This window comes from Streptomyces noursei, from assembly GCF_016917755.1.
GTDB classification, from domain to species: Bacteria; Actinomycetota; Actinomycetes; order Streptomycetales; family Streptomycetaceae; genus Streptomyces; species Streptomyces yunnanensis.
The window spans coordinates 9,617,585-9,642,817 of the sequence record NZ_CP070326.1 but is presented as its reverse complement, the minus strand read 5'-3'; the positions used below and the strand labels follow the sequence as shown (position 1 = coordinate 9,642,817).

Sequence of the window (25,233 nt, the reverse complement as noted above, 5' to 3'; positions counted from 1 at the left end):
GCGACGTAAACGATCTTCAGTGGTCTGGACCTCCGGAGTTGTCCACAGCCCTGGCAGGGGCGTTCGCCGCCGCGTAACGTGACGGGTCGAGGGCCCTGCACACGCCCTCTCACCTGCGATGGGACTGATTGACGTGAAGATCTTGATCTCCGCGGACATGGAGGGTGCGACGGGAGTGACGTGGCCCGCCGATGTGCTGCCGGGCACACCGCAGTGGGAGCGCTGCCGCCAGATGTTCACCTCCGATGTGAACGCCGCCATCGCCGGCTTCTTCGACGGCGGGGCGGACGAGGTCGTCGTCAACGAGGCCCACTGGACGATGCGCAACCTGCTGCTGGAGCAGCTCGACGAGCGGGCCACGATGCTGACGGGGCGTCATAAGGCGCTGAGCATGGTCGAGGGCGTGCAGCACGGCGACGTCGACGGCATCGCGTTCGTCGGCTACCACACCGGGGCCGGGACGGAGGGCGTACTGGCCCACACCTATCTCGCCAACACCCTCACCGGCGTCTGGGTCAACGGCATACGCGCCAGCGAGGGGTATCTCAACTCCCTCGTCGTGGCCGAGTACGGGGTGCCCGTGGTGCTGGTGACGGGCGACGACCGGACCTGCGAGGATGCCAAGGGATACGCGCCGCGGGCGCCCGGCGTGGCGGTCAAGGACCATGTGTCGCGCTATGCGGCGGTGTGCCGGCCGCCGGCCCGTACGGCGGCCGAGATCCGGGCCGCGGCCCGCGAGGGCGCGGCGCTCGCGGTGCGTCACGATCCGGTCCGCGGCGGCCCGTTCCGGTTCGAGTTGGAGTTCGACGCCGAACACCTGGTGGGGGCGTCGACATGCGTGCCCGGCGTGGAGCGCTGCGGCGAGCGCCGCGTCGCGTATACCAGTCAGAACATGTACGAAGCCATCCGGTGTTTCAAGGCGGTCACCACGGTCGTCTCGTCCGCCGTGGAGGAGCAGTATGGCTGAGAGGGAGCTGGCGGAGCACGGGCCCGGCCCGGCCGCCGAGACGGTCGATCAGCAGGCGCTCGACGAGGTCGTGCGGTTCACCTCGGAGCTGATCCGCATCGACACCAGCAACGCCGGCGACGGCAGCTGCCGGGAGCGTCCGGCCGCCGAGTACGTCGCCGAGCGGCTGACCGAGGTGGGCATCGAACCGGTTCTGCTGGAGCGCACCCCGGGGCGGACGAACGTCGTCGCCCGCATCGAGGGCAGCGACCCGTCCGCCGACGCCCTGCTGGTGCACGGGCACCTGGACGTGGTCCCCGCCGAGCCCGCCGACTGGCAGGTGCACCCCTTCTCGGGGGAAGTCCGGGACGGTGTGGTCTGGGGCCGGGGCGCCATCGACATGAAGAACATGGACGCGATGATGCTCGCCGTCGTCCGGCAGTGGGCCCGCGGCGGGGCGCGGCCCCGGCGCGACATCGTGCTGGCATTCACCGCGGACGAGGAGGCGAGCGCCGAGGACGGCTCCGGCTTCCTGGCCGACCACCACGCCGACCTCTTCGAGGGCTGCACCGAGGGCATCAGCGAATCGGGCGCCTTCACCTTCCACGCTGGCGGCGGGATGCGGATCTATCCGATCGCGGCCGGGGAGCGCGGCACCGCCTGGCTGAAGCTGACGGCCCGGGGCCGGGCCGGGCACGGTTCGAAGGTCAACCGCGACAACGCGGTCAGCAGGCTGGCCGACGCGGTGTCCCGGATCGGCGCGCACGCCTGGCCGGTGCGGCTCACCCCCACCGTCCGGGCCGCGCTGCGCGAACTCGCCGCGCTGCACGGCATCGACATCGACCCCGAGCGGCCCGACTTCGACGTCGACGCCCTGCTCGACAAGCTCGGTCCGTCCGCCAAGCTGGTGGAGTCGACGGTCCGCAACAGCGCCAATCCGACGATGCTGTCGGCCGGTTACAAGGTCAATGTGATCCCGGGCTCCGCCGTCGCCCATGTGGACGGCAGGGTCGTCCCCGGTGGCGAGGCCGAGTTCCGCACGACCATGGACGAGCTCACCGGGCCCCAGGTCACCTGGGACTACCACCACGGAGAGGTCGCGCTCCAGGCCCCGGTGGATTCCCCGTCGTTCGCCGCGATGCGGGCCGCGATCGAGCGGTTCGACCCGGACGGCCACACCGTGCCGTACTGCATGTCCGGCGGCACCGACGCCAAGCAGTTCTCCCGGCTGGGCATCGTCGGCTACGGCTTCTCGCCGCTGAAGCTGCCCGAGGGGTTCGACTACCAGGCGCTCTTCCACGGCGTGGACGAGCGGGTGCCGGTGGAGGGCCTGCACTTCGGCGTCCGGGTCCTCGACGACTTCCTGCGCGGTGTGCCCGGCCGCGGCCGGCCCGCCGTCTGACGACGGGTGCCCGGGCCGGCGGGCGCCGGCCGGGACACGGCGCACGGGGCGAGTGGGCGCGCGGGGTGACTGGGCGCGCGGGCGCACGCCGCGCGGTCGGACGAGCCGCGACGGTGCGGGTGACGAGGCGTGGCCATCGGTCGGACGATCGGCCCTACGGCGTCGTCCGAACGGACCCTCTCGCCCCCGTTTCCCGGTCGACCGAGGTGAACTGACGTCCTATCAGCGACTCGTGTCATGAGCGTTGACATGCTAGTTACTCGTGTCACAACATGAGCGCGCCGTTACCGACTGGTTGGTACGACGTGTCCTTGTGGAGGTCTGCGTGCTCAGCGTGTCCCGAGTCGTGTCCCGCCCCGTGCTCCGCATGTCGCTGGCCCTGCTGACCGGCACCGCCCTCACCGCGCCCCTCGTTCTGAGCGCCCCCGCTGCCGCCGTGGGCGACGCCGCCGAACCGTACACGGTCTCCGCGCTCAAGGTGAGCGTGCGGGCCGGCGACCGCAACTGCACGGTGGACGCCGACCTCTACCGCCCGCGGGGCGTCGACGCCGCGCACCCGGCGCCCGCCGTGCTGACCACCAACGGCTTCGGCGGCAGCAAGGCGGACGGCTCGACCGACGCCACCGCCCGGGCACTCGCCACCCGAGGCTATGTCGCACTCGCCTACTCCGGCCTGGGCTTCGGCCGGACCGGCTGCCCGATCTCGCTCGACGACCCCGCGATCGACGGCCGGGCGGCAAGCCAACTGATCGACGTGCTGGCCGGGTTGCGGGCCGCCGACGACGGCACCCGCGTCGACTTCGTCGCCGAGGACCGGCCCGGCGACCCCCGGGTCGGCATGATCGGAGGGTCGTACGGCGGGGCGATCCAGATGGCCACCGCCGCGGTCGACCATCGCGTCGACGCGCTGGTCCCGCTGATCACCTGGAACGACCTCGCGTACTCCCTGACCCCGAACAACATCGGCCGCACGGACGGCGTCGGCGGTGCGGTTCCCGGGGCGTACAAACACCAGTGGACGAACGGCTTCTTCCTCATCGGCGAGGCACAGGGGCTGCTCCATCCGAGGCTGGACCCGTCCCGGGCCGGGGAGCTCGGCTGCCTGCACTTCGTCGCGCGGGCCTGCCGCACCAAGCGACTGCTGGAGTCCCGCAAGTACCCGGCCGACGAGACCCGGGCGATGCTCCAGTACGCACGCAGCGTCTCCCCGGTGTCCTACCTGAAGTCGGTGAAGGCGCCGACCCTGTTGGTCCAGGGCCAGGCCGACACCCTCTTCAACCTCAACGAGGCCACGGCCACCTACCGCACGCTCGCCGCCCAGGGCACGCCGGTCAAGATGATCTGGCAGTCCTGGGGCCACAGCGGCGGGATGAAGGACCCCGTGAAGGGCGAACTCGACCTGGCGCGGGGCAACTTGGACACCAGTTACGTGGGGCGCAGGATCCTCGCCTGGTTCGACCGGTATCTGCGGCACCGGTCCGCCACCGACACCGGACCGGCCTTCGCGTACTACCGGGACTGGGTGACCAGTGGTCCCACCTACGCCACCTCGTCCGCCTTCCCGGCGGGCGGCAGCCGCCGGCTCTATCTCTCCGGGGACGGCAGGCTCGTGGACAGCCGTGCCGAAGTGGTCCGCGGGACCCGCGCGTACCGCAATCTGCGGGTGCCGACCAGCCACTCGGAGAGCTCGCTGGCCAGCCTTGTCGGGGTGCCCGACTTCCAGCCCTACGACATCAAGGGCACCTACCTGGACTGGACCTCGGCGCCGGTGAAGGGCGGGCCGCTGGACGTGGTCGGCGCGCCCAAGGTCACCCTGAGGGTGCATTCGCCCCACGCCGAGCGGGAGCAGAACTCCTCGGACGCGGCCGACAAACTGGTGCTCTTCGTCAAGCTCTACGATGTCGCGCCGGACGGCCGGAAGGCACTGGTGCACCGGTTGGTCGCCCCGGCCAGGGTGCCCGACGTGACCCGTGCGTTCACCGTGGAACTGCCGGGTATCGTGCACCGCTACCAGCCGGGGCACCAGTTGCGGCTGGTGATCGCCGCGAGTGACACCGCCTATGCGGGCAACCACGGGGTGAAGGGGGTGTCGGTCACCAGCGCGCCCGAGGACGGAGGAGTCCTCGAACTCCCCGTCACCCGGGGGGTCGTGCCGTAGCGGATGGGGTGGATGCCGTGGGTATCGACGTCAGGGGCGGCACGTGTCGGGCCTGCCGCGACCGCCCGGCGGCACCGGCCGGTCGGGGCGGGGTGTTCCGGCGTCACTCCTCCGTGATCTTGATGGCCTGCACCGGGCAGGCGCGGACGGCTTCCCGCACCAACGGGTCGCCCCCGCCGTCCTCCCGGCCCGGCAGCAGCGCGCTGAAGCCGTCGTCGTCCTGGGTGAAGACCGACGGCGCCGTCAGCGCACACTGGCCGGCGCCGATACAGACGTTCGTGTCAATGGTGATCCGCATTGTCGGGCCCCTTTCGTGGGCGTACCGCCTCCGGTGGCGCCGATCGGTGCTACCAGGCAAGCGGCAGTTCGATCATTCCTTGGAGAGTGTGCCCCGGCTTGAACGGAATCTCGGCAGCCGGCACGGCGAGTCGCAGATCGGGGATTCGCCTGAAGAGCGAGCGTAGCGCGATCTCCATCTCGGCGCGGGCCAGATTCTGCCCCAGGCACTGGTGGACGCCGAAGCCGAACGCGACGTGGTGGCGGGCCGAGCGGTCGAGGTCCAGTTCGTCCGGGGCCGGGTAGGCGGCCTCGTCCCGGTTGATCATCGACGTCGAGAACATCACGCCGTCGCCGGCGCGAATGGTCCGGCCGGCGATCTCGATGTCGTCGGTCGCCACCCGCAGCATGCCGTCGGCGATGGACAGGAACCGCAACAGCTCCTCGACCGCGGTCGGGATCAGGTTGTCGTCGGCTTTCAACTGCGCCAGCTGGTCGGGGTGTTCGAGCAGGGTGAAGGTGCCGAGCGAGATCATGTTGGCGGTGGTCTCGTGGCCGGCGACCAGCAGGACCATGGCCAGCCGGACCAGTTCCTCGTGTCGCAGCGAGCCGGTCCGCAGCCGCTCGGTGATCAGCTCGTCCAACAGGCCGTCGCCCGGGGTCTTTTCCTTGGTCGCGATCAGCCCTGCCAGATACCCCTCCAGTTCGAGCCGGGCCTCCTCGCTCTCTTCGGCCGACCGCCCGCGCAGCAGCCGATGGGACCGCTCCTCGAAGAACTCATGGTCCGCGTAGGGGACGCCGAGCAGCAGGCAGATCACCATCGAGGGGACCGGCAGGGCGAACGCGGAGACCAACTCGGCGGGCGGCCCCTGGGCCAGCATCCGGTCCAGCAGCTCGTCCACGATCCGCTGGATCTGCGGCCGGAGTGCGATGGTCCGCTTGACGCTGAAGCTGGGGATCAGCATGCGACGCTGGGTGTTGTGCTCCGGGTCGTCCACGCCGATCAGCGGGGTCCGCACGCGCCGCACGGCCTCGAACCGCTCCAACGTGATGGGGAACGCGGGATTCTGCCGGTCGGCCGACAGGCGCCCGTCGACCAGCAGTGCCCGTGCCTCGGTGTGGCCGGTCACCGCCCAGATCCTGCGGCCGTCGTAGAGGGCGACGTGGGAGAGCGGGCCGGACTCGCGCAGCGGCCGGTAGTTCGTCGGCGGGTGATAGGGGCAGGTGCGGTCCTGGGGGAAGGAGATGGTCTCGGTCACGGTTCCTCCCGTGCGGGTGGGGTGAGTTGCTCGTCACGGGGACGTCACCGGTGCCTGCCGTGTGACATGCCGCCCCGGCGGCGAGCCGTGTGCGCCGCGCTGATCTCCGTGGGTGTGCGGTGTGCGTGAGGTGTGCGTGAGGTGTGCGTGAGGTCTGCGTGAAGTGTGCGGGGTGTCACCACGCCAGGTCGCTCAACAGGGCGAGGCTGCCGTCCGGTTGGGTGCGATCACCCCCTCTCGGCCGCGGGTTCCGTAACTCGTCGCTGCGGGTTCGCTTGTCGAACGTCCGGGCCCGCGCCGGGCGTTCCCGCCGGACGCAACAAGGTTTCCAGCAGCGTGTCCAGATGCCGGTCGCGGGCGGGGCCGGCCGGCAGGGACCGCGGAACCGCGTGGCTGAGCTGGGTGTGCCCCAGATAGGCGGTGTACGCGAGCAGGCCGCGGCGGTGCGCCTCGTCCTCGGGGAAGCCCAACTCGGCGAAGAGCGCGGCGATATGGCCGATCCGGCGGTCGGTCACCCGGGCGAGCGCGGCGGCCACCCGCGGATCCGCGGCGGAGGCCAGCAGCGAGACCTCCAGTGGATCCTCGGCGGCCCGGCGGGTGGCACGCAGGAACAGCCGGCGGAGCCGCTCGCCCGGATCGGGCTCGTCGGCCAGCTCGGCGATCACGGTTTCGGTGCGGGTCTCGGCCCAGCGGTCCAGGGCGGCCTCGATCAGTGCGTCGCGGTTGGTGAAGTGCCAGTAGAAGCTGCCCTTGGTGGTGCCCAGGCGGACCGCCAGCGGCTCCACGGCGACCGCCGCCAGGCCGCCTTCCCCCATGGCCGCGAGGGCCGCGTCGGCCCAGTCCTGCACGGTCAGTCGCTGCCGTGCGGTACTGCCGCCGGTCTCCTTCGTCCGCTGTCGCACCATGACCGTACGCTACCGTACGGTAAAAACATACGCCACCGTATGGAGGTGCCCCGTGCACACGGTCCGCGACGCCCATACCCGCACCGTCCAGGCCCCGGCGGAGGTCGTGGGAGCCCTGATCGACCGGCTGGGCGGCCAGTCCGACCCGCTCTTCCCGACGCCCGTATGGCCACCCATGCGCTTCGACCGCCCCTTGGGGGTCGGCGCGGACGGCGGTCATGGATTCGTCCGCTACCGCGTCGCCGCCTACGAGCCGGGCCGCCGCATCCGCTTCGCCTTCACCCCCGGCCCGTCCGGCGAGGACACCGGTCACCACGAGGTCACCGTCCACCCTCTGGGAGCGGACCGCTGCCGGGTCGACCACGTCCTGGAGTCCCGGCTTCCCCTCGCCCGACGGGTCGCCTGGCACCTGGCGATCCGCGCCGTCCACGGCACCGTCGTCGAGGAACTCTTCGACAACCTCGAACGGGCCGCCACCGGTCGCCTCGGCGCCCCCGTCCGCCGGTCGCCCCGGGTGCGGCTGCTCAACCGCCTCCTGTGGGACCGGCCGACGGCCGTCGCCCTACCGGAAGGCGCGCATCTGGCACGCAGTGCCTTCTCGCGTACGGACTTCCAGGACGCCTGGCAGATGCCGCTGCGACCAGGTATGCCGCGCGAACCGGAAGCCTGGGAAGGGGTGTTGCGCGGGGCGTCGTTCCCCGTGCTCGCGCGGCGGGGCGGGGAGATCCTGTTGGGCAAGGACGCCGGTCACCTCGATTTCCGGGCCTCGCTCCTGGTCGCCGACGACCGGATCACGCTCGGCACCGTCGTGCGCACCCACCACCGCGGAGGGCGCCTCTACATGGCCGTCATACGCCGGATCCACCCCTTCGTGGTGCGCGGAGCACTGCGCCGGGCCCACCGCGAACTGGCGCTGGCGGCGCCCGGCGCGGCGGAGCGGTGGCGGCCCGCCGCCCTGGAGGAAGGTCGAGAACAGCCGTCCTGCTAGCCATAGATGGCACTCAGTGCCAGACTCGGCTCATGAAGCAACGAGACGACACGGGACGGCGGCAGAACCTCGGCACGGACCAGGCGTGGGCGGCGCTCGGCGGCGACCCCGGGCTCACGGAACGCATCTCCTACGACGGGCCGCCCGGCCTGCTGTCGGCCCGCCTCCCGGTCATGGCCCTGGCCCGCTCCACAGTGGCCGTCTGCGCGCTCGCCGCGGCCGAGCTGGCCGCACAGCGCGACGGCGGCCCGCTGCCCGCCGTACGGGTCGACGACGGAGCCGTGGCCACCGCCTTCGTCAGCGAACGGCATCTGCGGATCGACGGTCGCGCCCCCTCGACCTTCGCCCCGCTCTCCCGGTTCTGGCGCACCGCCGACGGCTGGCTGCGCACCCATGCCAACTACCCGCACCACCGCGCCCGTTTGCTCGGCGCGCTGGGCCTCCCGGACACCGCCGGGCCCGCGGACGCCGAGGCCGTGATCGCCGCACGGCGGGCCGAGGAACTCCAAGAGGCCGTCTACGCGGCCGGCGGGCTGGCCGTCGCCGCCCGCACCCCCGAGGAGTGGGCCGCCCACGAGCAGGGCGCCGCCCTCGCCCGGAAGCCACTGCTGACGCGCGAGCACCTGGGCGCCGGCACCCCGCCCCGGGTACTGCCGGCCCGAGCCGGCGACCCGGTGCTGCCCGCCGCCGGGCTGCGCGTGCTGGACCTGACCCGAGTGCTCGCCGGCCCGGTCGCCACCCGGACGCTGGCCCTTCTCGGCGCGGACGTCCTGCGCATCGATGCACCGCAGCTGCCGGAGAGTCAGGACGCCCACAGCGACACCGGTTTCGGCAAGCGCTCCACCGCGCTGGACCTGGGGTCGCCCGGTGGGCGCGCGTCCTTCGAGGCGCTGCTGGCCGAGGCGGACGTGGTGGTGACCGGCTACCGCCCCGGCGCCCTCGACCGCTTCGGGCTCACCCCCGAGGCCCTGGTGGAACGCCGCCCCGGGCTGGTGGTGGCCCGGCTCTCCGCCTGGGGCGACGACGGCCCCTGGGGCGGCCGGCGTGGCTTCGACAGCGTCGTACAGGTCGCGACCGGCATCGCCGCCGTCGAGGCGCACGACGACGGCACCCCGGGCGCGCTGCCCGCGCAGGCACTGGACCACGGCACCGGGTACCTGCTGGCCGCTGCGGTGCTGCGGGCACTGACCGAGCAGGCCCGGACCGGCGGTTCGCACCTGGCGACGCTGGCGCTGGGCCGTACGGCACGCTGGCTGGTGCACGACCTCGGGGACACGCCCGGCCGGCCCGCCGTCGAGGCGGCGACGGGGCCCGCCGTCACCACGGGCTACGACCCCGCCCACCACCTCCGCGAGACCGACAGCCCCGCGGGGCGACTGCGGCACGCACTGCCCCCGGTGTCCTTCGAGGGCGGACCCGTGAACTGGGCCGCACCGTCCGGGCGTTGGGGAACCGACGCGCCCGTGTGGCGCTGACGACCCCGCGCTCCCGTCCACCACGGGACGCACCCGCGGACTCAGGGCCGGCCGGTCAGCACCCGTCCGGAGCCCGCGGGCGGCCTGGCCGTCGGGAAACGGGGCAGTCGGCCCTCCCGCACGGCCCCCTCCCTCGTACGATCTGCCGATGACGAGCACCGACCACTACCTCGCCCGTGGCCCCAGGGTGGGCATCCGGCGCTTCACCGCCGACGATCGGCAGGAGTTCACCGCCCTCGTCCGGCAGAGCCTCGATCTGCACCGACCCTGGCTCTTCCCACCGGGCACCGACGCCGCGTACGACGGCTACCTGGCGCGACTTCAGGAACCCCTGCGCGAGGGCTTCCTGATCTGCGAGCACGACAGCGGACGGATCGCGGGCTACCTCACCGTCAACAACATCGTGCACGGCGCCTTCCTCAGCGGCGCCATCGGCTACGGCGTGTTCGCCCACGCCGCCGGCCGGGGCCTGATGAGTGAGGGGCTACGGCTGGTGCGCCGCTACGCCTTCGGCCCCCTGGGTCTGCACCGCTTGGAGGCCAACATCCAGCCGTCCAACGAGCAGTCGATCCGCCTGGTCGAGCGCGCGGGCTTCCGTCTGGAGGGCTTCTCGCCGGACTTCCTCTTCGTCGACGGCGCCTGGCGCGATCACGAACGCTGGGCCCTCACCCGTGAGATGGTCCACGAGGACGAAGAAGACCAGGCGGACCAGGAAGGCGACCGGGCGGACCGGGGCGCCCGGAGAGGCGGCGAGGCGGAGTGAGCGACCCCAAGGAGACGGGCAGGACCAACGGGGGCGACGGCACCCGGTCGGGGGAGGTCGTCGTCCGGAGCGCGGTACCGATCTTCCGGATCTTCGACGTGGCCAAGGCACACGAGTTCTACGTGGACTACCTCGGCTGCACCCTCGACTGGGAGCACCGCTTCGCACCCGGAATGCCGCTCTACACCCAGGTGTCCCGGAGCGGCCTGGTCCTCCACCTCTCGGAGCATCACGGCGATGCGACCCCGGGCTCGACCGTGTACGTCGAGCTGACGGGGGTGCGCGCCCTGCACGCCGAACTGACCGCCAAGGACTACCCGTACCTGCGTCCCGGCCTGGAGGAGGACGAGTTCGGCACCTGCCTCACCCTCACCGACCCGTTCGGCAACCGGCTGCGCTTCAACGAGCCGCTCCCGGAGGGACGGCAGGGATAGCGCGCGCCATCGGGCGGCCCGCGGCCCGCTACCGGTCCTTGTGGTTGATCTTCATGGTGTCCATGTCGGTGGCGGTGGCCCGCAGCTCCCGGTAGCCCAGTCCCGCGGCCTGCAGCGCGCCCTCCGCCTTCTCCTCGCCGAGCGCGGCGGCCATCTCCTCGCCGAGCGCGGCGTCCGAGACGATGACGTAGCGGTAGCTGAAGGCGTGCAGGGCGGCGTCGTAGGCCAGCGAGCCCTCGGGCGTGAACCTCATCTGGGCGAGTCCGTGGTCGTCGACCTCGGCGAGCAGCTGCGCCCGGGCCTCCGCAGTGAGGTGGTCCCACTTGCCGCGGACGATCACTCGGTAGGTGTGCTGCGTGGCCATCTCCACCGCTTCCGTTCTGGTCTGCGTTCCGGCGTGCAGCAGTAGAGGCTATGCGTGCGGACCCCCGACCGCCCGCGGTTTTCCCTGCAACCTCCTGCAACGACCGGCCGTTTACCGGCCGCCCGTTACGATCGCCGTATGCGCCGGAACGTGCTCATCGATGCCCCCTCCAACCTGGGACTGCGGCCGCCCGCACCCGGTGCGGTGCCCGGTTGCTACAAGCTCGCCGGAGCGCTGCGGGAACAGGGACTGCTGCGGCGGCTCGGCGCACTGGAGGGCGGGGTGGTGGTGCCGCCCCGTTACGGCCTGGGGGACTGGCGCGAGGGAGACGGGGACTTCCACGCCGCGGCGATCGCCGCCTACAGCGCGCGGCTCGCCCGCCGGGTGCAGGGCCATGTGCGCAGCGGCGACTTCCCGGTCGTCCTCGGTGGCGACTGCAGCATCCTGCTCGGCGCGGTGCTCGCGCTGCGGCGACTGGGGCGGTACGGCGTGGCCTATCTGGACGGACACGGCGACTTCCGGCATCCGGGGAACACCGAGGTGACCGGCCCCGTCGGCGCCGCGGCCGGAGAGGGCGTCGCCCAGATCACCGGCCGCGGTCAGGCCGGTCTGACGGACATCGAGGGGATGCGCCCGTATGTCCGCGACGAGGACGTGAGCCTCCTCGGGGTCCGCGACGCGGACGAGGACCAGGAGGAGCTCGCCCGACTGGGCATCAGCTGCACCAACGTCGGCGAGATCCGGCGGCGCGGCCCCGAAGCGGTCGCCCGGGCGGCGCTGCGGCACCTCCAGAACTCCCCGCTGGACGGCTTCTGGATCCATCTGGACGCGGACGTGCTGGACCCCTCCGTGATGCCCGCGGTGGACAGCCCCGACCCCGACGGCCTGTTCACCGACGAACTACGGTCGCTGCTTTCCCCGTTGGCCGCCTCCCCGCGCTGCGTGGGGATCACCGTGGCGATCTACGACCCGGACCGCGACCCCGACGGATCCGGGGCGGTACTGCTGGCCGACCTCCTGGAGGGCGTCTTTGCGCAACCCTGACCCCACCTGGCCAACAGGTGCCCTGTTCAGACGGCCGATCACGTTGTTCCATGGTCAACAGCGGGCCGCCGTAGCCGAGGGGGTCCGGTCCGATCCTGCGAGGCAGCCGTGGCCACGAGTGTGCGACGCACCACCCTGACCCTTCCCCTGGCCGCCTTCGGCCCGGACAACCCACTGCCCGCGCTGCGCGGCCCCGAAGACGCGCACCGCATCGAGATCCCCCGGGACACCGCGCTGCCGGCCGAGATGGCGCGGCAGATCGGCTATCGGCCGCTGCGCTCGATCCTGCCCACCCGGATGCGCGACGGCTACGGCCGGGACCGTCGTCGCACCGACCTCGACGCGCTGGTCATCGAGAACGACAAGCTGCGCGCCACCGTCCTGCCCGGCCTCGGCGGCCGGGTGTACTCCCTCCACCACAAGCCCACCGGCCGCGAACTGCTCTACCGCAACCCGGTGGTGCAGCCCGCCGCCTTCGCACTCAACGGGGCGTGGTTCTCCGGGGGCATCGAGTGGAACATCGGCGCCACGGGGCACACCACCCTCTCGTGCGCTCCGTTGCACGCCGCCCGGGTCCCGGCTCCCGATGGCGGCGAGATGCTGCGGCTGTGGGAGTGGGAGCGGCTGCGCGACCTGCCGTTCCAGGTGGACCTGTGGTTGCCCGACGGCGCGGAGTTCCTCTACGTGGGCGTGCGGATCCGCAATCCGCACCACCACACCGCCCCGGTGTACTGGTGGTCCAACACCGCCGTCCCCGAGGACGAGCACACCCGTGTACTGGCTCCGGCCGAGGCGGCCTGGCACTTCGGGTACGAGCGCACGCTGCGGCGCGTGCCGGTGCCGGAGTCCGCCGGAGCCGACCGGACCTACCCGTTGCGCAGCGAGTTCCCCGCGGACTACTTCTACGACCTGCCCGAGGACGCCCGCCCCTGGATCGCCTCCCTGGACCGGGACGGCCGCGGGCTGGTGCAGACCTCCACCGCCGCGCTCTCCGGCCGCAAGCTCTTCCTGTGGGGCGCCGGTCGGGCCGGACGGCGCTGGCAGCACTGGCTCACCGAACCGGGCACCGGCGGCTACGCGGAGATCCAAGCGGGCCTGGCCCGCACCCAACTGGAGCACGTCCCGCTCGACGCCGGTGGGGAGTTCAGCTGGCTGGAGGCGTACGGGCCGCTGGACGCCGACCCCGCCCAGGTCCACGGCGCGGACTGGACGGCGGCGCGCGGCACCGTGGAATCCCGGCTGGCGGCGGTGCTGCCCCGGGACGAGGTCGATGCGGCGTACGCGGCCTGGCTCCCGTACGCGGACGTGGAGCCGAAGGAGCAACTGGCCACCGGCTCCGGCTGGGGTGCCCTTGAAGTGGCCCGCGCGGGCCTGGACCTCCCCGGCACACCGTTCGCGCCGGCCACCCTGGGTGCCGAGCAGCAGCCCTGGCTGACGCTGATCAGAACGGGGGAACTGCCGGCTGCCGGCCCGGTCCCCGGACCCGCCCCGGTCGCCCCGGCCTGGCGCGACCTGCTGGAGTCCGCCCGTCCGGGGCCGGCCGTCGAGTATCACCTCGGGCTCGCCCAGTGGCACGCCGACGACCGCGCACAGGCCGTCCGCAGCTGGGAGCGCGCGCTGGCGCACGGCGCCGGCTGCCTGCCGCTGTACTGCCTGGCCGTCGCCGAGTCCGTGGCGGGCGAGACCGCGCACGCCGCCGACCGGTTCACGCAGGCTTTCGACTGTGCCGTCGGCTCGGCCGGGTCCGACGATCCGGCGGTGGCCCGGCCCTGGCGGGATGCTCTGCCGGCCCTCGTCCGGGAGGCGGTGCCCGTGCTGCTGGCGGTGGACCGGGCCGACGCCGCCGCCGGGATGCTGGCGGCGCTGCGCCCCGCCGAGCGCGCGGGCGGCCGCTTCCGCCTCCTGGCGGCGCAGGTCCTGCTCGCCCAGGGACAGCCGGCGGCGGCGCGCGAGATCTTCGACGAGGGCTTCGAGATCGCCGATCTGCGGGAGGGCGCCGAGGTCCTGAGCGACACCTGGTACGCCATCGCCGAGCGGCTGGTGGCGGGGGACGGTCCGATCACCACGGAAACCGCGGCCCGGGCCCGCGCGGAGCATCCGCTGCCGGAGCGGTACGAGTTCCGGATGCGGCCGGCGGAAACGGCATAGCGCAGGCGGGGCGCCCCGGGCAGGGAGGACGGCACCGCCCGGGGCGCCCCTGCGCAGGTTGGCATATGCCAGTTGGAAAAGATCGCAAGGGCGCGGAATCCTCGCGGATCATCACGCGTTGTGGCGAACATGAAGGCAATTACCGCGAACAGTTACGGCGGCCCTGAGGTTCTCACCTACTCAGAGCAACCCGACCCCAAGGTCGCGCCGGACTCGGTGCTGATCAGGGTGCACGCCGCCGGCGTCAATCCGGTCGACTGGAAGGTCGTCGCGGGCTATCTGGACGGCATGATGCACGTTCACTTCCCGCTCATTCCCGGGTGGGACGTGGCCGGAGTGGTCGAGGCGGTCGGCGCCGACGCGACCGAGTACGCGGTGGGCGACGAAGTCATCGGCTACGTCCGCAAGGACGAGGTGCAGCACGGCACGTACGCCGAGCTGGTCGCCGCGCCGGTGCGCACCCTGGCCCGCAAGCCCGACACACTCGGCTGGCAGCAGTCCGCCGGGCTCCCGCTCGCCGGGCTGACGGCCTATCAATCACTCAAGCGGGCGCGGACCAAGGCGGGCGATCTGGTGCTGGTGCACGCCGCCGCGGGCGGCGTCGGCTCGCTGGCCGTCCAGATCGCGGTCGCCGAGGGGGCCCGCGTGATCGGCACGGCCAGCGAGCGCAACCACGCCTTCCTGCGGTCCCTGGGCGCCGAACCGGTGACCTACGGCGACGGGCTCGCGGACCGGGTGCGCGCCCTGGCGCCCGAAGGCGTCGACGTCGCCCTGGACTTCGTCGGCGGCGGGGCCGTGGACGTCTCGCAGGAGGTGCTCAAGGACCGCAGCCGGGTGGTGTCGATCGCCGACGGCGAGGTCCGGGCGAAGGGCGGTCACATGGTGTGGGTCAGACCGGACACGGCCGACCTGACCGCCCTGGCCATCCTCGCGGACGCGGGGAAGCTGACCGTACCGGTCGATACGGCGCTCCCGCTGGAGGAGGCCGCCGAGGCGTTCCGGCTCAGCATGGCCGGCCGGACCCGAGGCAAGATCGTCCTGGAGGTGTGAGGGCCTGTCCGACGGATGTTGTGACCGTCGCGGTCTCGGGTCGTTGGCATGGTCACGGGGCGGGGAGAACTGTCGGACGCAGAGTGGTTCCGGGTGGTTCCGGCTGAGGCCGCACCTGCCGACGTCTGGGAGGCGCGGGGGCCGTTGGGTCAGCCACCGCAGGATCATCAATGGGGTCTTGTGCCGGCAGCGCACCGGGGCGCCCTGGCGGGATCCGCCCGCGCGTTTCGGTCCCTGGAAGACCGTGTACCAGCGGCACAGACGCTGGTCGGCGGACGGCACGTGGGACAGGGTCTTCGCGGCCGTCCTGGCCGACGCCGACGCGGAGGGCCGGATCGACTGGTCGATGGTTGAGTGTGGACTCCACCTCCTGCCGGGCCCACCAGCATGCCGCCGGGGCCCGCAGAACAGCGCCGCGAGTGCGGGGAAAAGGCACACGCGCACGCCCCGACAGCATCGCACTGACGAGGGACTCGGGGACTCGGACGTTCCCGGGGGCCTGACCTGCAAGATTCATTTCGCCGGTGAGGGCGGGTGCCGCCCTCTGGCGCTGCTGATCACTCCGGGCCAGTGGGGCGACGCCCCGCAGCTCATCCCGGTCATGGAACGCATCCGCGTCAGTCGCCTGGACGGCGGGCGTCCGCGCACCCGGCCCGACCACCTCGGTGGCGACAAGGCGTACTCGTCCCGCCGCAACCGTCGTTACCTGCGACGACGCCAGATCAAGCACACCATCCCCGAACCGAAGAACCAGCGGGCCAACCGCCAACGCCGGGGCAGCAGCAGGGGCGGCCGGCCCGCCGGCTTCGAACAAGACGATCTACAAGCGCAGGGTCGAAGTTGAGCGGACGATCAACGCGTTGAAGAACTTCCGGGTGGTGGCTACGAGGTTCGGCAAGAGGGCCTACACCTTTCATGGCACCGTGACCGTCGCAGCAATTCACCTGTGGCTTGGCTCTTGAACCCGCCGAAGAGCCTGTGAGTACCCGGCATCACCGGACGAGTCCGATGGCCTCAATCTCGATCATCCACTCAGGGTTGGCGAGTGAGGAGACCTCTACGAACGACTCCGCGAGGTGAGGCTTGTCCGGGAAGTGTTCCGCGCGCAACTTGGCAAAGATGTCCTGCTGCGCTATGTCCGTGACGAACACGGTCGCCTTGACCACGTCAGCGAGGCTGGAGCCCGCGTTGGTGAGGACCGTCGACAGATTCGCGAGCGCCTGACGGGCTTGCGTCTCGAAGTCCCCGGCGCCGACCGTGGCTCCCTGGGCATCGATCGGTGCCTGCCCTGACGTGAAGACCAAGTTCCCGACCCGGACGCCGAGCGAGATACCGGCCGACTCGTACCAGTCGGGATCCGCGGAGACGCGCACGCGCTCGGCGTCAGGCTGTGTAACGGACATGTTGCTGACACTCCCTCAAAACTGCACAAGTGGAGCCGGGCAGCTGTGATCACCCCGGCTTGATCGACAACCACGAGATACTGAGATTCATTCCCGACGGCTTGCAAGTTCGCCTCGGCGCAGCTCGGGTGACAGTCGCCCACCTGCGCGAGCGTGCCGCATCCCAGACGTGATCCGCAGAACAGACCCTGGCTAGGCGCCCTGTGCGCGATCGACGTACTCGAAGACCGAACCGTCGGGGTGACGGGCGATCAGATTGCGTCCGACGGGGGTGGACAGTGGCCCGGCGATGATGTCCGCGCCGACCGCGGTGAGGTCGGCCACCGCTTGGTCGACATCCTTGACGGCGAGGGTCGCGGTGATCTTCCGCAGCACCGACAGCTCCGCCTCGGGGCCGCTCATCAGGAAGAAGCATCCCACCGCGGCGACCGCCACCCCGCCGCGCTGGAAGCGGATCGCCTCGGCGCCGGTCAGTCGTTCGTACACCGTGACCGCGGCATCGAGGTCGCCGACACATACCCGAAGTGAGGTCCCCAGAATGTCCATATGAACCAGCCTAGTTGGGCTGCCGATGGCTGCGCGAACCTTGACCGTGGTGTGACTGCGATGTGCCGGCGCGGTGGAGGCGGGGTGGCGGAAGTATCGAGCTGACGCTACGTCAAACCCGGCACAGGATCTCGCCGTGCAGCATGCCGAACCAGCCGTCCTCCTCGGCGCCCCACTCCCGCCAGGCCGCGGCGATGCGGGTCAGGTCGTCCTCGGTGGCGTATCCGCCGTCGATCGCGATCTTGGCGTAGGAGGAGGCGACCGTGCGGTCCGCCCACAGTTCGGACCACCAGGAGCGCTCCTCGGGGGTCTGGTAGCACCAGGTGCCGGCCTTCGCGGTGATGTTCTCCGGCGCGAAGCCGGCCTGGCGTGCCCAGGCATGCAGTCGGCGCCCGGCGTCCGGCACGCCGCCGTTGCCGCGGGCCACCCGGCGGTAGAGGTCCAGCCAGTCGGCCATCCCCGCCACCTCCGGGTACCACGTGAAGGTGGCGTAGTCCGCATCGCGGACGGCGACGATGCCACCGGGCTTGGTGACGCGGCGCATCTCGCGCAGCGCCTGCACGGGATCGCCCACGTGCTGCAGGACTTGGTGGGCGTGCGTCACGCAGAAGGTGTCGTCGGGGAAGTCCAGTTCATGGACGTCGCCGACCGTGAAGCGGACGTTGTGCACTCCGCGGGCGGCGGCCGTCGCGCGGGCCTGCTCCAGGATGCCGGGCGTGTGGTCCAGGCCGATGACCTGACCGTCCGGTACCAGGGCCGCCAGGTCGGCGGTGATGGTGCCGGGGCCGCAGCCGATGTCGAGGATCTGCATGTGGGGCAGCAGTGAATCCAGTAGGTATCCGGCCGAGTTGGCGGCGGTGCGCCAGGTGTGCGAGCGCAGTACGGACTCGTGGTGGCCGTGGGTGTAGACGGCGGATTCCTGCGGCATGGATCGGCTCCTTCGCGGACATCGGGGGCTGCCGCACGAGGCCACGTCGGAACGCGGCCGGGGTGCGGATGCCCTACGGCGTACTGCCTCACACGGTACGCCGCTGTCTCGTATCGCGAGAGATGTGTCTTGCGATGTGGACGTGAGGTGTGGCTCCTGAAGGGTGTGGGGTTGGTCAGTTGGGGAGGAGGCGGTAGACGGTCAGGGCCTCGTTCCTCTTCTCCAGGGTCAACTCGCCGGGGACGGCGCTCACTTCGCCGTCGTAGGCGAGCGGGGTGCCGTTCGGGAGGCCGCCGATGCGCAGACGGGGGAGCCGGGCCTCGCCCACGAGCGGGGAACTGCGCGGGGTGCCCAGCAGGGCGGCGGTGAGCAGCCGGATGCCGGCCAGCCGACCGGCGTGCACCACGCGGACGTCGAGCACGCCGTCGGCCAGGTCGTGGCGCCGTACGGGCGCGGTGCCCAGGCCGCGGTACTGGCAGTTGCCGACGAACAGCAGCCAGACGGCGTGCCGTTCGCCGTTGATCTCGATGCTCAGAGGCGTGGAGGAGCGCAGCACTTCGCAGGCGGCGAGGATCCCGGCGGGCCAGGCGCCGATCCGATGCGCCCACCGCTCCCGGATCCGGACCAGCTCCGGATACGCGCCGACGGAGAAGGTGTTGAGGAAGTACTGGCCCTCTTGATGCGGCCCGACCCGGAAGCGCGCCAGGTCGACGGCCACGGCCTCGCCGCTCTCCACGGCACGCGCCGCGTCCGCGTAGGTCTCGACGCCCAGGTCGTAGGCGAAGTGGTTGAGGGTGCCACCGGGCAGGACCGCGAGCGGCAGTCCGTGGCGCACCGCGACCGTGGCCGCCGCGTTGACGGTGCCGTCGCCGCCGAGCACGCCCAGCGCACCGCCCCGCGCCAGGGCCTGCTCGGCCGCCTCCTCCAGCGCCTTGTCCATCGGCATGCCCTCGGGTCCGCCGCAGACCACCACCTCGGCCTGCGGGAGCGCTCCGTGCACCTCCGCGACCCGGTCGGGGCGCGGCCCCGAGCGTTGTCCGGAGGTCGCGTTGGCCACCACGTACAGTCCGCGTCCGCGGGGCAGTGCGGGCGCCTCGGCGCGGGGCCGGGCGGGCGGGGCCAGTTGGGCGCGGGTCGGCGCCATGCCGCGGACCGCGAAGGCCGCGCCCACGCCGAGCGCGGCGCCGGCCAGCACGTCACCCGGATAGTGCACACCCGTATAGACGCGGGAGAACGCCACGGAGGCGGCGAGCGGGGCGAGGGCCAGGCCCCACCACTTGTTCTCGAACCCGACACCGGTGGCGAAGGCCGCCGCCGAGGCCGCGTGCCCGGACGGAAAGGAGGAGGTGAAGGGCTGGCGGCCGAGCTGACGCATCAACGGGACAGCGTCCAGCAGCGGTCTGGCGCGGCGTACGGAGCGTTTGCCGAGGGTGTTCACCGTCGCGGACGCCAGGGCCAGCGAGGCCATACCGCGCAGGGCGGCCCGACGCGCGGGCCGCCCGCCCAGGGCCGCCGCCCCGGCCGCCACGCCGAACCACAGCAGCCCGTGATTGGCGCTGCGGGTCAGCCGGGGCAGTACGCGCTGAGCGCCCGGCCATTCGCGCGCGGCGATCCGATCGAAGGCCCACCGGTCGAGGTGCGGGAGGAGTTTTCGGCTTCGCATGGGTCACGTGTACCCGGGGAGGGGCGAGGCAGGCAGGGGGAGACACTGATGGTCGTTGTTCGTTGGCCGTTGCGGGCGTTGCGGGCGTTGCGGGCGTTGCGGGCGTTGCGGGTGGGGAAAGTGAGGGGTGGGAGTGGTGGAGGAACGGGAGGCGTGGGTGGTTCGGAGGCGGGGGGATGCTGATCTCGGTGCCTGTGTGGCGGTTCTCGCCGAGGTGCATGCCCACAGCGGCTACCCCCACCACTGGCCCGAGGAGCCGGGCCGGTGGCTCACCCCCGACGGGCTGACCGCCGCGTGGGTCGCCGAGGCGGGAGGCGCGGTGGCCGGCCATGCCGCGCTGTGCGGACGTGAAGTGAGCCGCCTTTATGTCGCGCCCGGCGCGCGGGGGCACGGCCTCGGCGCGCGGTTGATGGCCGCCGTCGAGGCGGAGGCCGCGGCCCGGGGGGTGCGGCCCGTCTTGGAGGTGAAGACGTCCGACACCTCGGCGGTCGCGCTGTACGAGCGCTGGGGATGGGTGCGGCGCGGCACCGAGCGCCAGGTGTGGGGCGCGGCAGGGGTGGAGGAAACGGTGGAGGTGCATCGGTACGAGGCGCCAACGGGCGGGCGGAGGGCGGAGGCGGCAGCCGAGGCGGAGGCGAAGGCGTAGCGGTCCGAGGCCGCGCGGCCGGGCGGGCGCGGTGCGGGGACGGTGCGGGGTCGGCGGGGTATGGCGGCGGGCCGGGGGAGGGCGCCCGGTCGGCGCCGTTCGGCCGGGCGGGCTCCGCGTTGGCCTCAGGAGGCAGTGGTCACCCTCCGCTGACGTGTCGCCCCCGGTCGCCACTCCCGTGATCTGCGAAGGTGGTCGGGGCCGTTCATCATGTGATGGGCCCACGATCGACCGGCCGCCGTGGAGTGGAGGTACGGATGCAGCGGACCGCCCCGGATCCGCAGCGGGAGCCGGATCCGGCCCCGCCGGTGGGCCTGCCGGTCCTTCCCGAACTCGCCGCGTACCTCTCCGCGGCAGCCGGCCGCACCGCCCCCGAACCCTCCGGCGGCTCCGCGCCGCTGCGCACCGCCGCCTGCGGCTACTGGGAGCGCCGCGGCCTGTTCACCCCCGCCGATCGGGTGCTGGCCGCCCCCGGGGCTGCCGCCCTGCTGCTCGCCCTTTATGCCGCGGTCGACGGTGCGGTGCTGCTGACGCGGCCGTGCGCCGAGTGGTACGCGCCGCCCGCCAGGTTGCTGGGGCGGTCGGTCCACCTGACGCCGGTACCGGCCGAATCGGGCGGGCTGCCGGACCCGTTCGCGCTGCTGGAGACCGTACGGCGAGCCAGGATGCACGGCGACACCCCGCGTGTCCTGGTCCTCTCCGTCGCCGACGACCCGACCGGCACCTGCCCGCCGCCGGAGCAACTGCACGAGGTGTGCGAGGCGGCGGCCGAGGAGGGGCTGTGGGTCGTCAGCGACGAATCGAGCCGGGACCTGCTGCACGACCCGCATGACACCGTGGTGCTCAGCCCCGCCGAGATGCTGCCGGGCGAGGTCGTGGTGCTGACCGATCTGCGGGCCGCGCTGCTGCCCGCCTCCTGGCCCGTCGCGCTGGCCCGTTTTCCGGGCACCCGTCGGGGCGCCCTCCTACGGGACGCGGTCCTGCAGACCCTCACCCGGATCCACACCCCGCTTCCCGGGCCGCTCGCCTGTGCGGTCACCCATGCGCTCGCCGAGCCCGACGCCGTACGGGAGCGGACCGCGGCCGCCGCGCGGGTGTACGGGGCACTCACCGGGGCGCTGTACCGCACGCTCACCGGGGCCGGTGCGCTCTGCCGTCCGCCGCATGCCGGCAGCTCCCTCTACGCCGACCTCGAACCGTTGCGGCGGTCGTTCGGCGCCCGTGCGCCCACCGGATCGGCGGCACTGGAAAGGGAGTTGGCGTCGTGGGCGGCCCGCGGCGCCCATCGTTTCGAGGACGATCCGGAGGCTCTACGGGTGCGGCTGGGAGCGGATGCCCTGCTCGGCGCCGACATGGAGCTGCGGCAGCGGGTGTTGAACACGGCTGACCCACTCCAACTTCCGCATGTGCGGGCGGGGTTGGGTGATCTGGATCGGGCGTTGGCCGAACTGGGCGCGGCTCCGGCGCGACTCGCCCGCCCGCCTCGTGACTCCGGTTCTGCCCGGCCCTCGAATGGAGCCCCTGGATGACCGAACAGACCGAGCGCTCTCTCGCCGGGCGCCCCCTCGATGAGACCTCTCTCGATGAGACCTCTCTCGATGGGACGTCCTTGGACGACACCTCATTGGAGGAAACGTCCCTGGACGAGACCTCCGTCGACGAGACCCTTCTCGATGAGACCTCCCCTGCCGAGACCTCCGGCGCCGAGCGGGGTTCACATGCCGACGACCGACGCGTTGGAGATCGTCACGACGGCGATCGTCACAGGGGGAGCGGCAGTGAGCGCGAGGGCGGGGGCGGGGGCGGCGGTGTTGCGGGCGGCCGTAACACCGTTGCAGAGGAGGTTGGTGGTGGCGCGGTCGCGGGCACGGTAGGCGGGCGTCTTGCCACCGCGGCGCTGCCGGAGACCGCGCCGCCCTCGCACCCGCTGGCCGAACCGCACCCGCTGGCCGAACCGCGCCCCCTGGGGGAGCCCCGTACCTGGCCCCGTGACTTCACCGACCGGTTGACCGCGCCGCTGCCCGGCGTTCGCGCGTTGGCCCGGATCGCGCGGGAGGGCAAGCTCCGCCCGGCGGCCGAGACGCTCCGGCAGATCCAGCAACTGCCCTTCGAGCCCGGCCCGATGCCCGAGGCCAGTCCCACGACCGTCGCGCTGACCTGGGCCGGGCACGCCAGTTGGGTCATCCGGATCGGTGGACTGACGGTCCTCACCGACCCGGTCTGGTCCCGCAAGATCCTCGGTACGCCCGCCCGGGTCACCCCCGTGGGGGTCCGCTGGGAGGACCTGCCACCGGTCGACGCCGTCGTCATCAGCCACAACCACTACGACCACCTGGACGCGCCGACGCTGAAGCGGCTGCCGCGCGACGTTCCGCTGCTGCTTCCCGCGGGACTGGCGCCCTGGGCCCGGCGGCGCGGCTTCACCCAGGTCACCGACCTGGACTGGTGGGAGGCGGTGGAGCTGGCCGGCCCCGCCGGCCCGGTGCGGATCGACTTCGTGCCCGCGCACCACTGGAGCAAGCGGACGCTGACCGACACCTGCCGTTCCCTGTGGGGCGGTTGGGTGCTCACCGCCCCCGACGGGCGGCGGATCCACTTCGCGGGGGACACCGGTCACGGCCACTGGTTCGAGGAGATCGGCCGCCGCTACCGGGACATCGACCTGGCGTTGCTGCCCATCGGGGCGTACGACCCGCGCTGGATGCTGCGGCCGGTGCACACCGACCCGGAGGAGGCGGTACGGGCCTGCCAGGACCTGGGGGCGCGGTGCCTGGCGCCGATGCACTGGTCGACGTTCCTGCTGTCGGCCGAGCCGCCGCTGGAGCCGCTGCACCGCATCCGGGCCGCCTGGGCGGCGACCGGCCGTCCGCGGTCGGACCTGTGGGATCTGCCGGTCGGGGCGTCGCGGGTGCTGGCGGAGCGCTGAGGCCCCGCCCGCACACCCACCGCCCTCTGCCCTTGCCCCTCTGCCCTTGCCCCTCCCGCGCGTCACCCCTCCGGCGCGTCACCCCTCCTGTCCGTTAGCCCTCCCCTTCCGCCGTCCGTTCCTCGCCGTCCGCCGGCGACGGGCGGAGGCGGCGCCACGCGACCGGGGCGGCACTGAAGAGCGCCGTCAGGCCGATCGCAGCGGCCACGCCCTGCCAGGGTTCGCGGAAGAGGGAGCCGCCCAGCAGGCCGATCAGCTGGTACGTGGCCGCCCAGGCCAGGCAGGCCGGGAGGTCGCCGCGGGCGAAGCGCCGGGGCGGCATCTCGGCGAGCAGGCAGGCCAGCATGACCGGGATCCGGCCGGCCGGAACCAGGCGGGAGAGCACCAGCACCAACACGCCGTGCTCCCGCAGCCTGTGCCGCGCCTGCGCCAGGCGTTCCGGTGCGGCGCGATCACGGAGCCGGGCGAGCCAGCGCGAGCCGTTGCGGGAGTGGACGCCGCGTCGCCCGAGCCCGTACAGGCCCAGGTCACCGAGGAACGCGGCGCCGGACGCGACCACGAAGACGAGCAGCAGGGCGAGCGGCGAACTGTGGTGGAAGGCGACCGCCGCCGCCGAGCTGACCACCGCACCGGTGGGCACCACGGGCACCAGCGAGCCCAGCACCACCAGCAGGAACAGCGACGGGTACCCGACCGCCTGCTGGGTCGATTCCGGCGGGACATGGGTGAGCACCTGGTGGAGGCCGTCGGCCAGCGTCGTACCGCTCATGGCCGTGCCGTTGATGGTCGTGCCGGCCGGCGGGGACCCGTGGGCATCACCGGGTGGTCCTCGGGTGCACCGACTCGCCGTGCCCGAGCCGGTGCACGGCGACCTTCGGCGCGAGGAGCCCGGCCTGTCGCTCGAACTCCTGACCCGGCGCGTGGAACTCGTGGGGCCGGACGGCGTCCAGACCGATCGGCCAGTACGTGCCGTAGTGGACCGGTACCGCGCTGCACGGTGCCAGGCGGGCCGCCGCCACCGCGGCCCGCCGGGCGTCGAGGTGGCCATGGCCGAGGAACGGTCCCCAGCCGCCCACCGGCAGCAGCGCCACTTCGCACGGCCCGACCTCGTCCGGCAGCTCCGGGAACAGCCCGGTGTCGCCGGCGAAGTAGGTGCGGGCCGTGCCACTGATGACGTAGCCGAGGGCGGGGACGCGGTGCGGTCCGCAGGGGAGTCGACGGCCGTCGTGGGCGGCCGGCACCGCGCGGACGGTCAGGGCGGCGGCGTCCCCGGGCGGTCCGATCCGGCACTCCTGGCCCGGCCGCAGCTCGCTCACCGGCAGGCCCCTGGCCGCGGCCACCCGGCGCAGTCCCGGTACGGCGGCCGGCGCGCCGTACGGCACGATCAGCCGGGTCCCGGGCGCGAGCCGGGCCAGCGAGGCCGGGTGCAGATGGTCGGCGTGCAGATGGGAGATCAGGACCGCGTCCGCGTGGGCCGCCTCGGGGGGTGGCAGTGCGCCGCGGCGGCGCCGCAGGTGGGCGAGCCGGGCGACGAACAGCGGGTCGGTCAGCACCCGCACCCCGGAGTCCTCGACGGTCACCGTGGCATGTCCCCACCAGGTGACTTTCACCGACATGCTCGGTCCACCTCCTTGCCCGGCCGGGCATCGCCCGACCGGGGCGCTCCGGCCGCGACGCCCTGCCCGGGCCGGGCAGGGGCGCTCATCGTCCAACCGTCCTGCCGCGTACCCGTTCCGATCGTTACCGATCCTCCCTCATCCGCCCCGCAGGCAGGTCCCGGGGACGCGTGCAGCGAGCGCCGGGCACATGCCCTGCCCCCTGCCCCCCTGCCCCGTCCACTCTCCCCGCCCACCATCCCCGCCCGCGCTCCGCGCCCGCTTTATGACACCCGCCCGCTTTGATGACACCC

24 protein-coding genes are annotated in these 25,233 nt (G+C 72.7%); 14 read left to right on the top strand and 10 right to left on the bottom strand.

All coding sequences use genetic code 11. From position 1 onward, the window contains the following. Positions 1-133: 133 nt before the first annotated feature. The 3 genes from JNO44_RS42000 to JNO44_RS41990 all read left to right on the top strand — a co-directional run bounded on the left by JNO44_RS42000 (position 134) and on the right by JNO44_RS41990 (position 4,506). Positions 134-967 carry a M55 family metallopeptidase gene (locus JNO44_RS42000; RefSeq protein WP_205369179.1) on the top strand — a complete coding sequence of 278 codons (834 nt, stop codon included), beginning with the start codon at positions 134-136 and terminating at the stop codon, positions 965-967. After that, positions 960-2,348 (top strand): M20/M25/M40 family metallo-hydrolase, encoded by a 1,389-nt coding sequence (locus tag JNO44_RS41995; protein WP_205369178.1) that lies wholly within the window; start codon positions 960-962, stop codon positions 2,346-2,348. The genes JNO44_RS42000 and JNO44_RS41995 overlap by 8 nt, the downstream gene beginning before the upstream one ends. A 367-nt stretch (positions 2,349-2,715) precedes the next feature. After that, on the top strand, positions 2,716-4,506 hold the full coding sequence (locus tag JNO44_RS41990; RefSeq protein WP_205371413.1) for a CocE/NonD family hydrolase: 1,791 nt from the start codon (positions 2,716-2,718) through the stop codon (positions 4,504-4,506). A gap of 103 nt (positions 4,507-4,609) precedes the next feature. On the opposite strand, the gene JNO44_RS41985 is transcribed toward JNO44_RS41990, so the two are convergent. The 3 genes from JNO44_RS41985 to JNO44_RS41975 form a co-directional block, all read right to left on the bottom strand. Then, positions 4,610-4,804: a ferredoxin gene (locus JNO44_RS41985; RefSeq protein WP_039631207.1), complete on the bottom strand. Its 195-nt coding sequence runs from the start codon at positions 4,802-4,804 to the stop codon at positions 4,610-4,612. A 49-nt stretch (positions 4,805-4,853) separates the two neighbouring features. Next, positions 4,854-6,041, bottom strand: coding sequence for a cytochrome P450 (locus JNO44_RS41980; RefSeq protein WP_205369177.1), 1,188 nt, complete (start codon positions 6,039-6,041; stop codon positions 4,854-4,856). A gap of 227 nt (positions 6,042-6,268) precedes the next feature. Beyond that, entirely contained in the window at positions 6,269-6,946 is a 678-nt protein-coding gene (locus tag JNO44_RS41975) for a TetR/AcrR family transcriptional regulator (protein ID WP_205369176.1), read from the bottom strand. 52 nt (positions 6,947-6,998) lie between these two features. Here JNO44_RS41975 and JNO44_RS41970 point away from each other — a divergent pair, with 52 nt between their 5' ends. The 4 genes from JNO44_RS41970 (at position 6,999) to JNO44_RS41955 (ending at position 10,606) form a co-directional block, all read left to right on the top strand. Further along, positions 6,999-7,934, top strand: coding sequence for a DUF2867 domain-containing protein (locus JNO44_RS41970; protein ID WP_205369175.1), 936 nt, complete (start codon positions 6,999-7,001; stop codon positions 7,932-7,934). Positions 7,935-7,966: 32 nt separating this feature from the next. Beyond that, complete coding sequence (locus JNO44_RS41965) at positions 7,967-9,409, top strand: CoA transferase (RefSeq protein ID WP_205369174.1); 1,443 nt, start codon at positions 7,967-7,969, stop codon at positions 9,407-9,409. Between the two features lie 148 nt (positions 9,410-9,557). Further along, positions 9,558-10,172, top strand: coding sequence for a GNAT family N-acetyltransferase (locus tag JNO44_RS41960; protein ID WP_205369173.1), 615 nt, complete (start codon positions 9,558-9,560; stop codon positions 10,170-10,172). Between the two features lie 80 nt (positions 10,173-10,252). Continuing rightward, a complete protein-coding gene (locus tag JNO44_RS41955; protein ID WP_174717953.1) occupies positions 10,253-10,606 on the top strand; it encodes a glyoxalase superfamily protein in 354 nt (117 codons plus the stop codon). A gap of 28 nt (positions 10,607-10,634) precedes the next feature. On the opposite strand, the gene JNO44_RS41950 is transcribed toward JNO44_RS41955, so the two are convergent. After that, positions 10,635-10,970, bottom strand: coding sequence for a DUF6204 family protein (locus tag JNO44_RS41950; RefSeq protein WP_205369172.1), 336 nt, complete (start codon positions 10,968-10,970; stop codon positions 10,635-10,637). A gap of 138 nt (positions 10,971-11,108) precedes the next feature. On the opposite strand from JNO44_RS41950, the gene JNO44_RS41945 reads away from it, so the two are divergent. The 4 genes from JNO44_RS41945 (at position 11,109) to JNO44_RS41930 (ending at position 16,056) form a co-directional block, all read left to right on the top strand. Continuing rightward, a complete protein-coding gene (locus JNO44_RS41945) occupies positions 11,109-12,014 on the top strand; it encodes an arginase family protein (RefSeq protein ID WP_205369171.1) in 906 nt (301 codons plus the stop codon). Positions 12,015-12,122: 108 nt separating this feature from the next. Beyond that, positions 12,123-14,162, top strand: a complete 2,040-nt coding sequence (locus JNO44_RS41940; protein WP_205369170.1) for a DUF5107 domain-containing protein — start codon at positions 12,123-12,125, stop codon at positions 14,160-14,162. Between the two features lie 129 nt (positions 14,163-14,291). Beyond that, positions 14,292-15,212, top strand: coding sequence for an NADP-dependent oxidoreductase (locus JNO44_RS41935; RefSeq protein ID WP_205369169.1), 921 nt, complete (start codon positions 14,292-14,294; stop codon positions 15,210-15,212). A 43-nt stretch (positions 15,213-15,255) separates the two neighbouring features. After that, positions 15,256-16,056: an IS5 family transposase gene (locus JNO44_RS41930; RefSeq protein WP_240167899.1), complete on the top strand. Its 801-nt coding sequence runs from the start codon at positions 15,256-15,258 to the stop codon at positions 16,054-16,056. 148 nt (positions 16,057-16,204) lie between these two features. Here the strand turns inward: JNO44_RS41930 and JNO44_RS41925 are convergent, their stop codons facing one another. The 4 genes from JNO44_RS41925 to JNO44_RS41910 form a co-directional block, all read right to left on the bottom strand. After that, positions 16,205-16,615: a RidA family protein gene (locus JNO44_RS41925; RefSeq protein WP_205369168.1), complete on the bottom strand. Its 411-nt coding sequence runs from the start codon at positions 16,613-16,615 to the stop codon at positions 16,205-16,207. 192 nt (positions 16,616-16,807) lie between these two features. Further along, on the bottom strand, positions 16,808-17,161 hold the full coding sequence (locus tag JNO44_RS41920; RefSeq protein ID WP_205369167.1) for a VOC family protein: 354 nt from the start codon (positions 17,159-17,161) through the stop codon (positions 16,808-16,810). A gap of 112 nt (positions 17,162-17,273) precedes the next feature. Continuing rightward, positions 17,274-18,089 carry a methyltransferase domain-containing protein gene (locus JNO44_RS41915; RefSeq protein WP_205369166.1) on the bottom strand — a complete coding sequence of 272 codons (816 nt, stop codon included), beginning with the start codon at positions 18,087-18,089 and terminating at the stop codon, positions 17,274-17,276. Positions 18,090-18,264: 175 nt separating this feature from the next. After that, positions 18,265-19,752: a bifunctional phosphatase PAP2/diacylglycerol kinase family protein gene (locus JNO44_RS41910; protein ID WP_205369165.1), complete on the bottom strand. Its 1,488-nt coding sequence runs from the start codon at positions 19,750-19,752 to the stop codon at positions 18,265-18,267. Positions 19,753-19,948: 196 nt separating this feature from the next. On the opposite strand from JNO44_RS41910, the gene JNO44_RS41905 reads away from it, so the two are divergent. The 3 genes from JNO44_RS41905 (at position 19,949) to JNO44_RS41895 (ending at position 23,324) form a co-directional block, all read left to right on the top strand. Continuing rightward, complete coding sequence (locus JNO44_RS41905; RefSeq protein ID WP_240167898.1) at positions 19,949-20,398, top strand: GNAT family N-acetyltransferase; 450 nt, start codon at positions 19,949-19,951, stop codon at positions 20,396-20,398. 257 nt (positions 20,399-20,655) lie between these two features. Beyond that, positions 20,656-21,927, top strand: coding sequence for an aminotransferase class I/II-fold pyridoxal phosphate-dependent enzyme (locus JNO44_RS41900; RefSeq protein ID WP_205369163.1), 1,272 nt, complete (start codon positions 20,656-20,658; stop codon positions 21,925-21,927). A gap of 368 nt (positions 21,928-22,295) precedes the next feature. Further along, positions 22,296-23,324, top strand: coding sequence for an MBL fold metallo-hydrolase (locus JNO44_RS41895; protein WP_205371411.1), 1,029 nt, complete (start codon positions 22,296-22,298; stop codon positions 23,322-23,324). Positions 23,325-23,418: 94 nt separating this feature from the next. Here JNO44_RS41895 and JNO44_RS41890 read toward each other — a convergent pair whose 3' ends face one another. Both JNO44_RS41890 and JNO44_RS41885 read right to left on the bottom strand, forming a co-directional pair. Next, entirely contained in the window at positions 23,419-24,093 is a 675-nt protein-coding gene (locus tag JNO44_RS41890) for a DedA family protein (RefSeq protein WP_205369162.1), read from the bottom strand. 46 nt (positions 24,094-24,139) lie between these two features. After that, positions 24,140-24,940: an MBL fold metallo-hydrolase gene (locus JNO44_RS41885; protein WP_205369161.1), complete on the bottom strand. Its 801-nt coding sequence runs from the start codon at positions 24,938-24,940 to the stop codon at positions 24,140-24,142. Positions 24,941-25,233 lie beyond the last annotated feature (293 nt).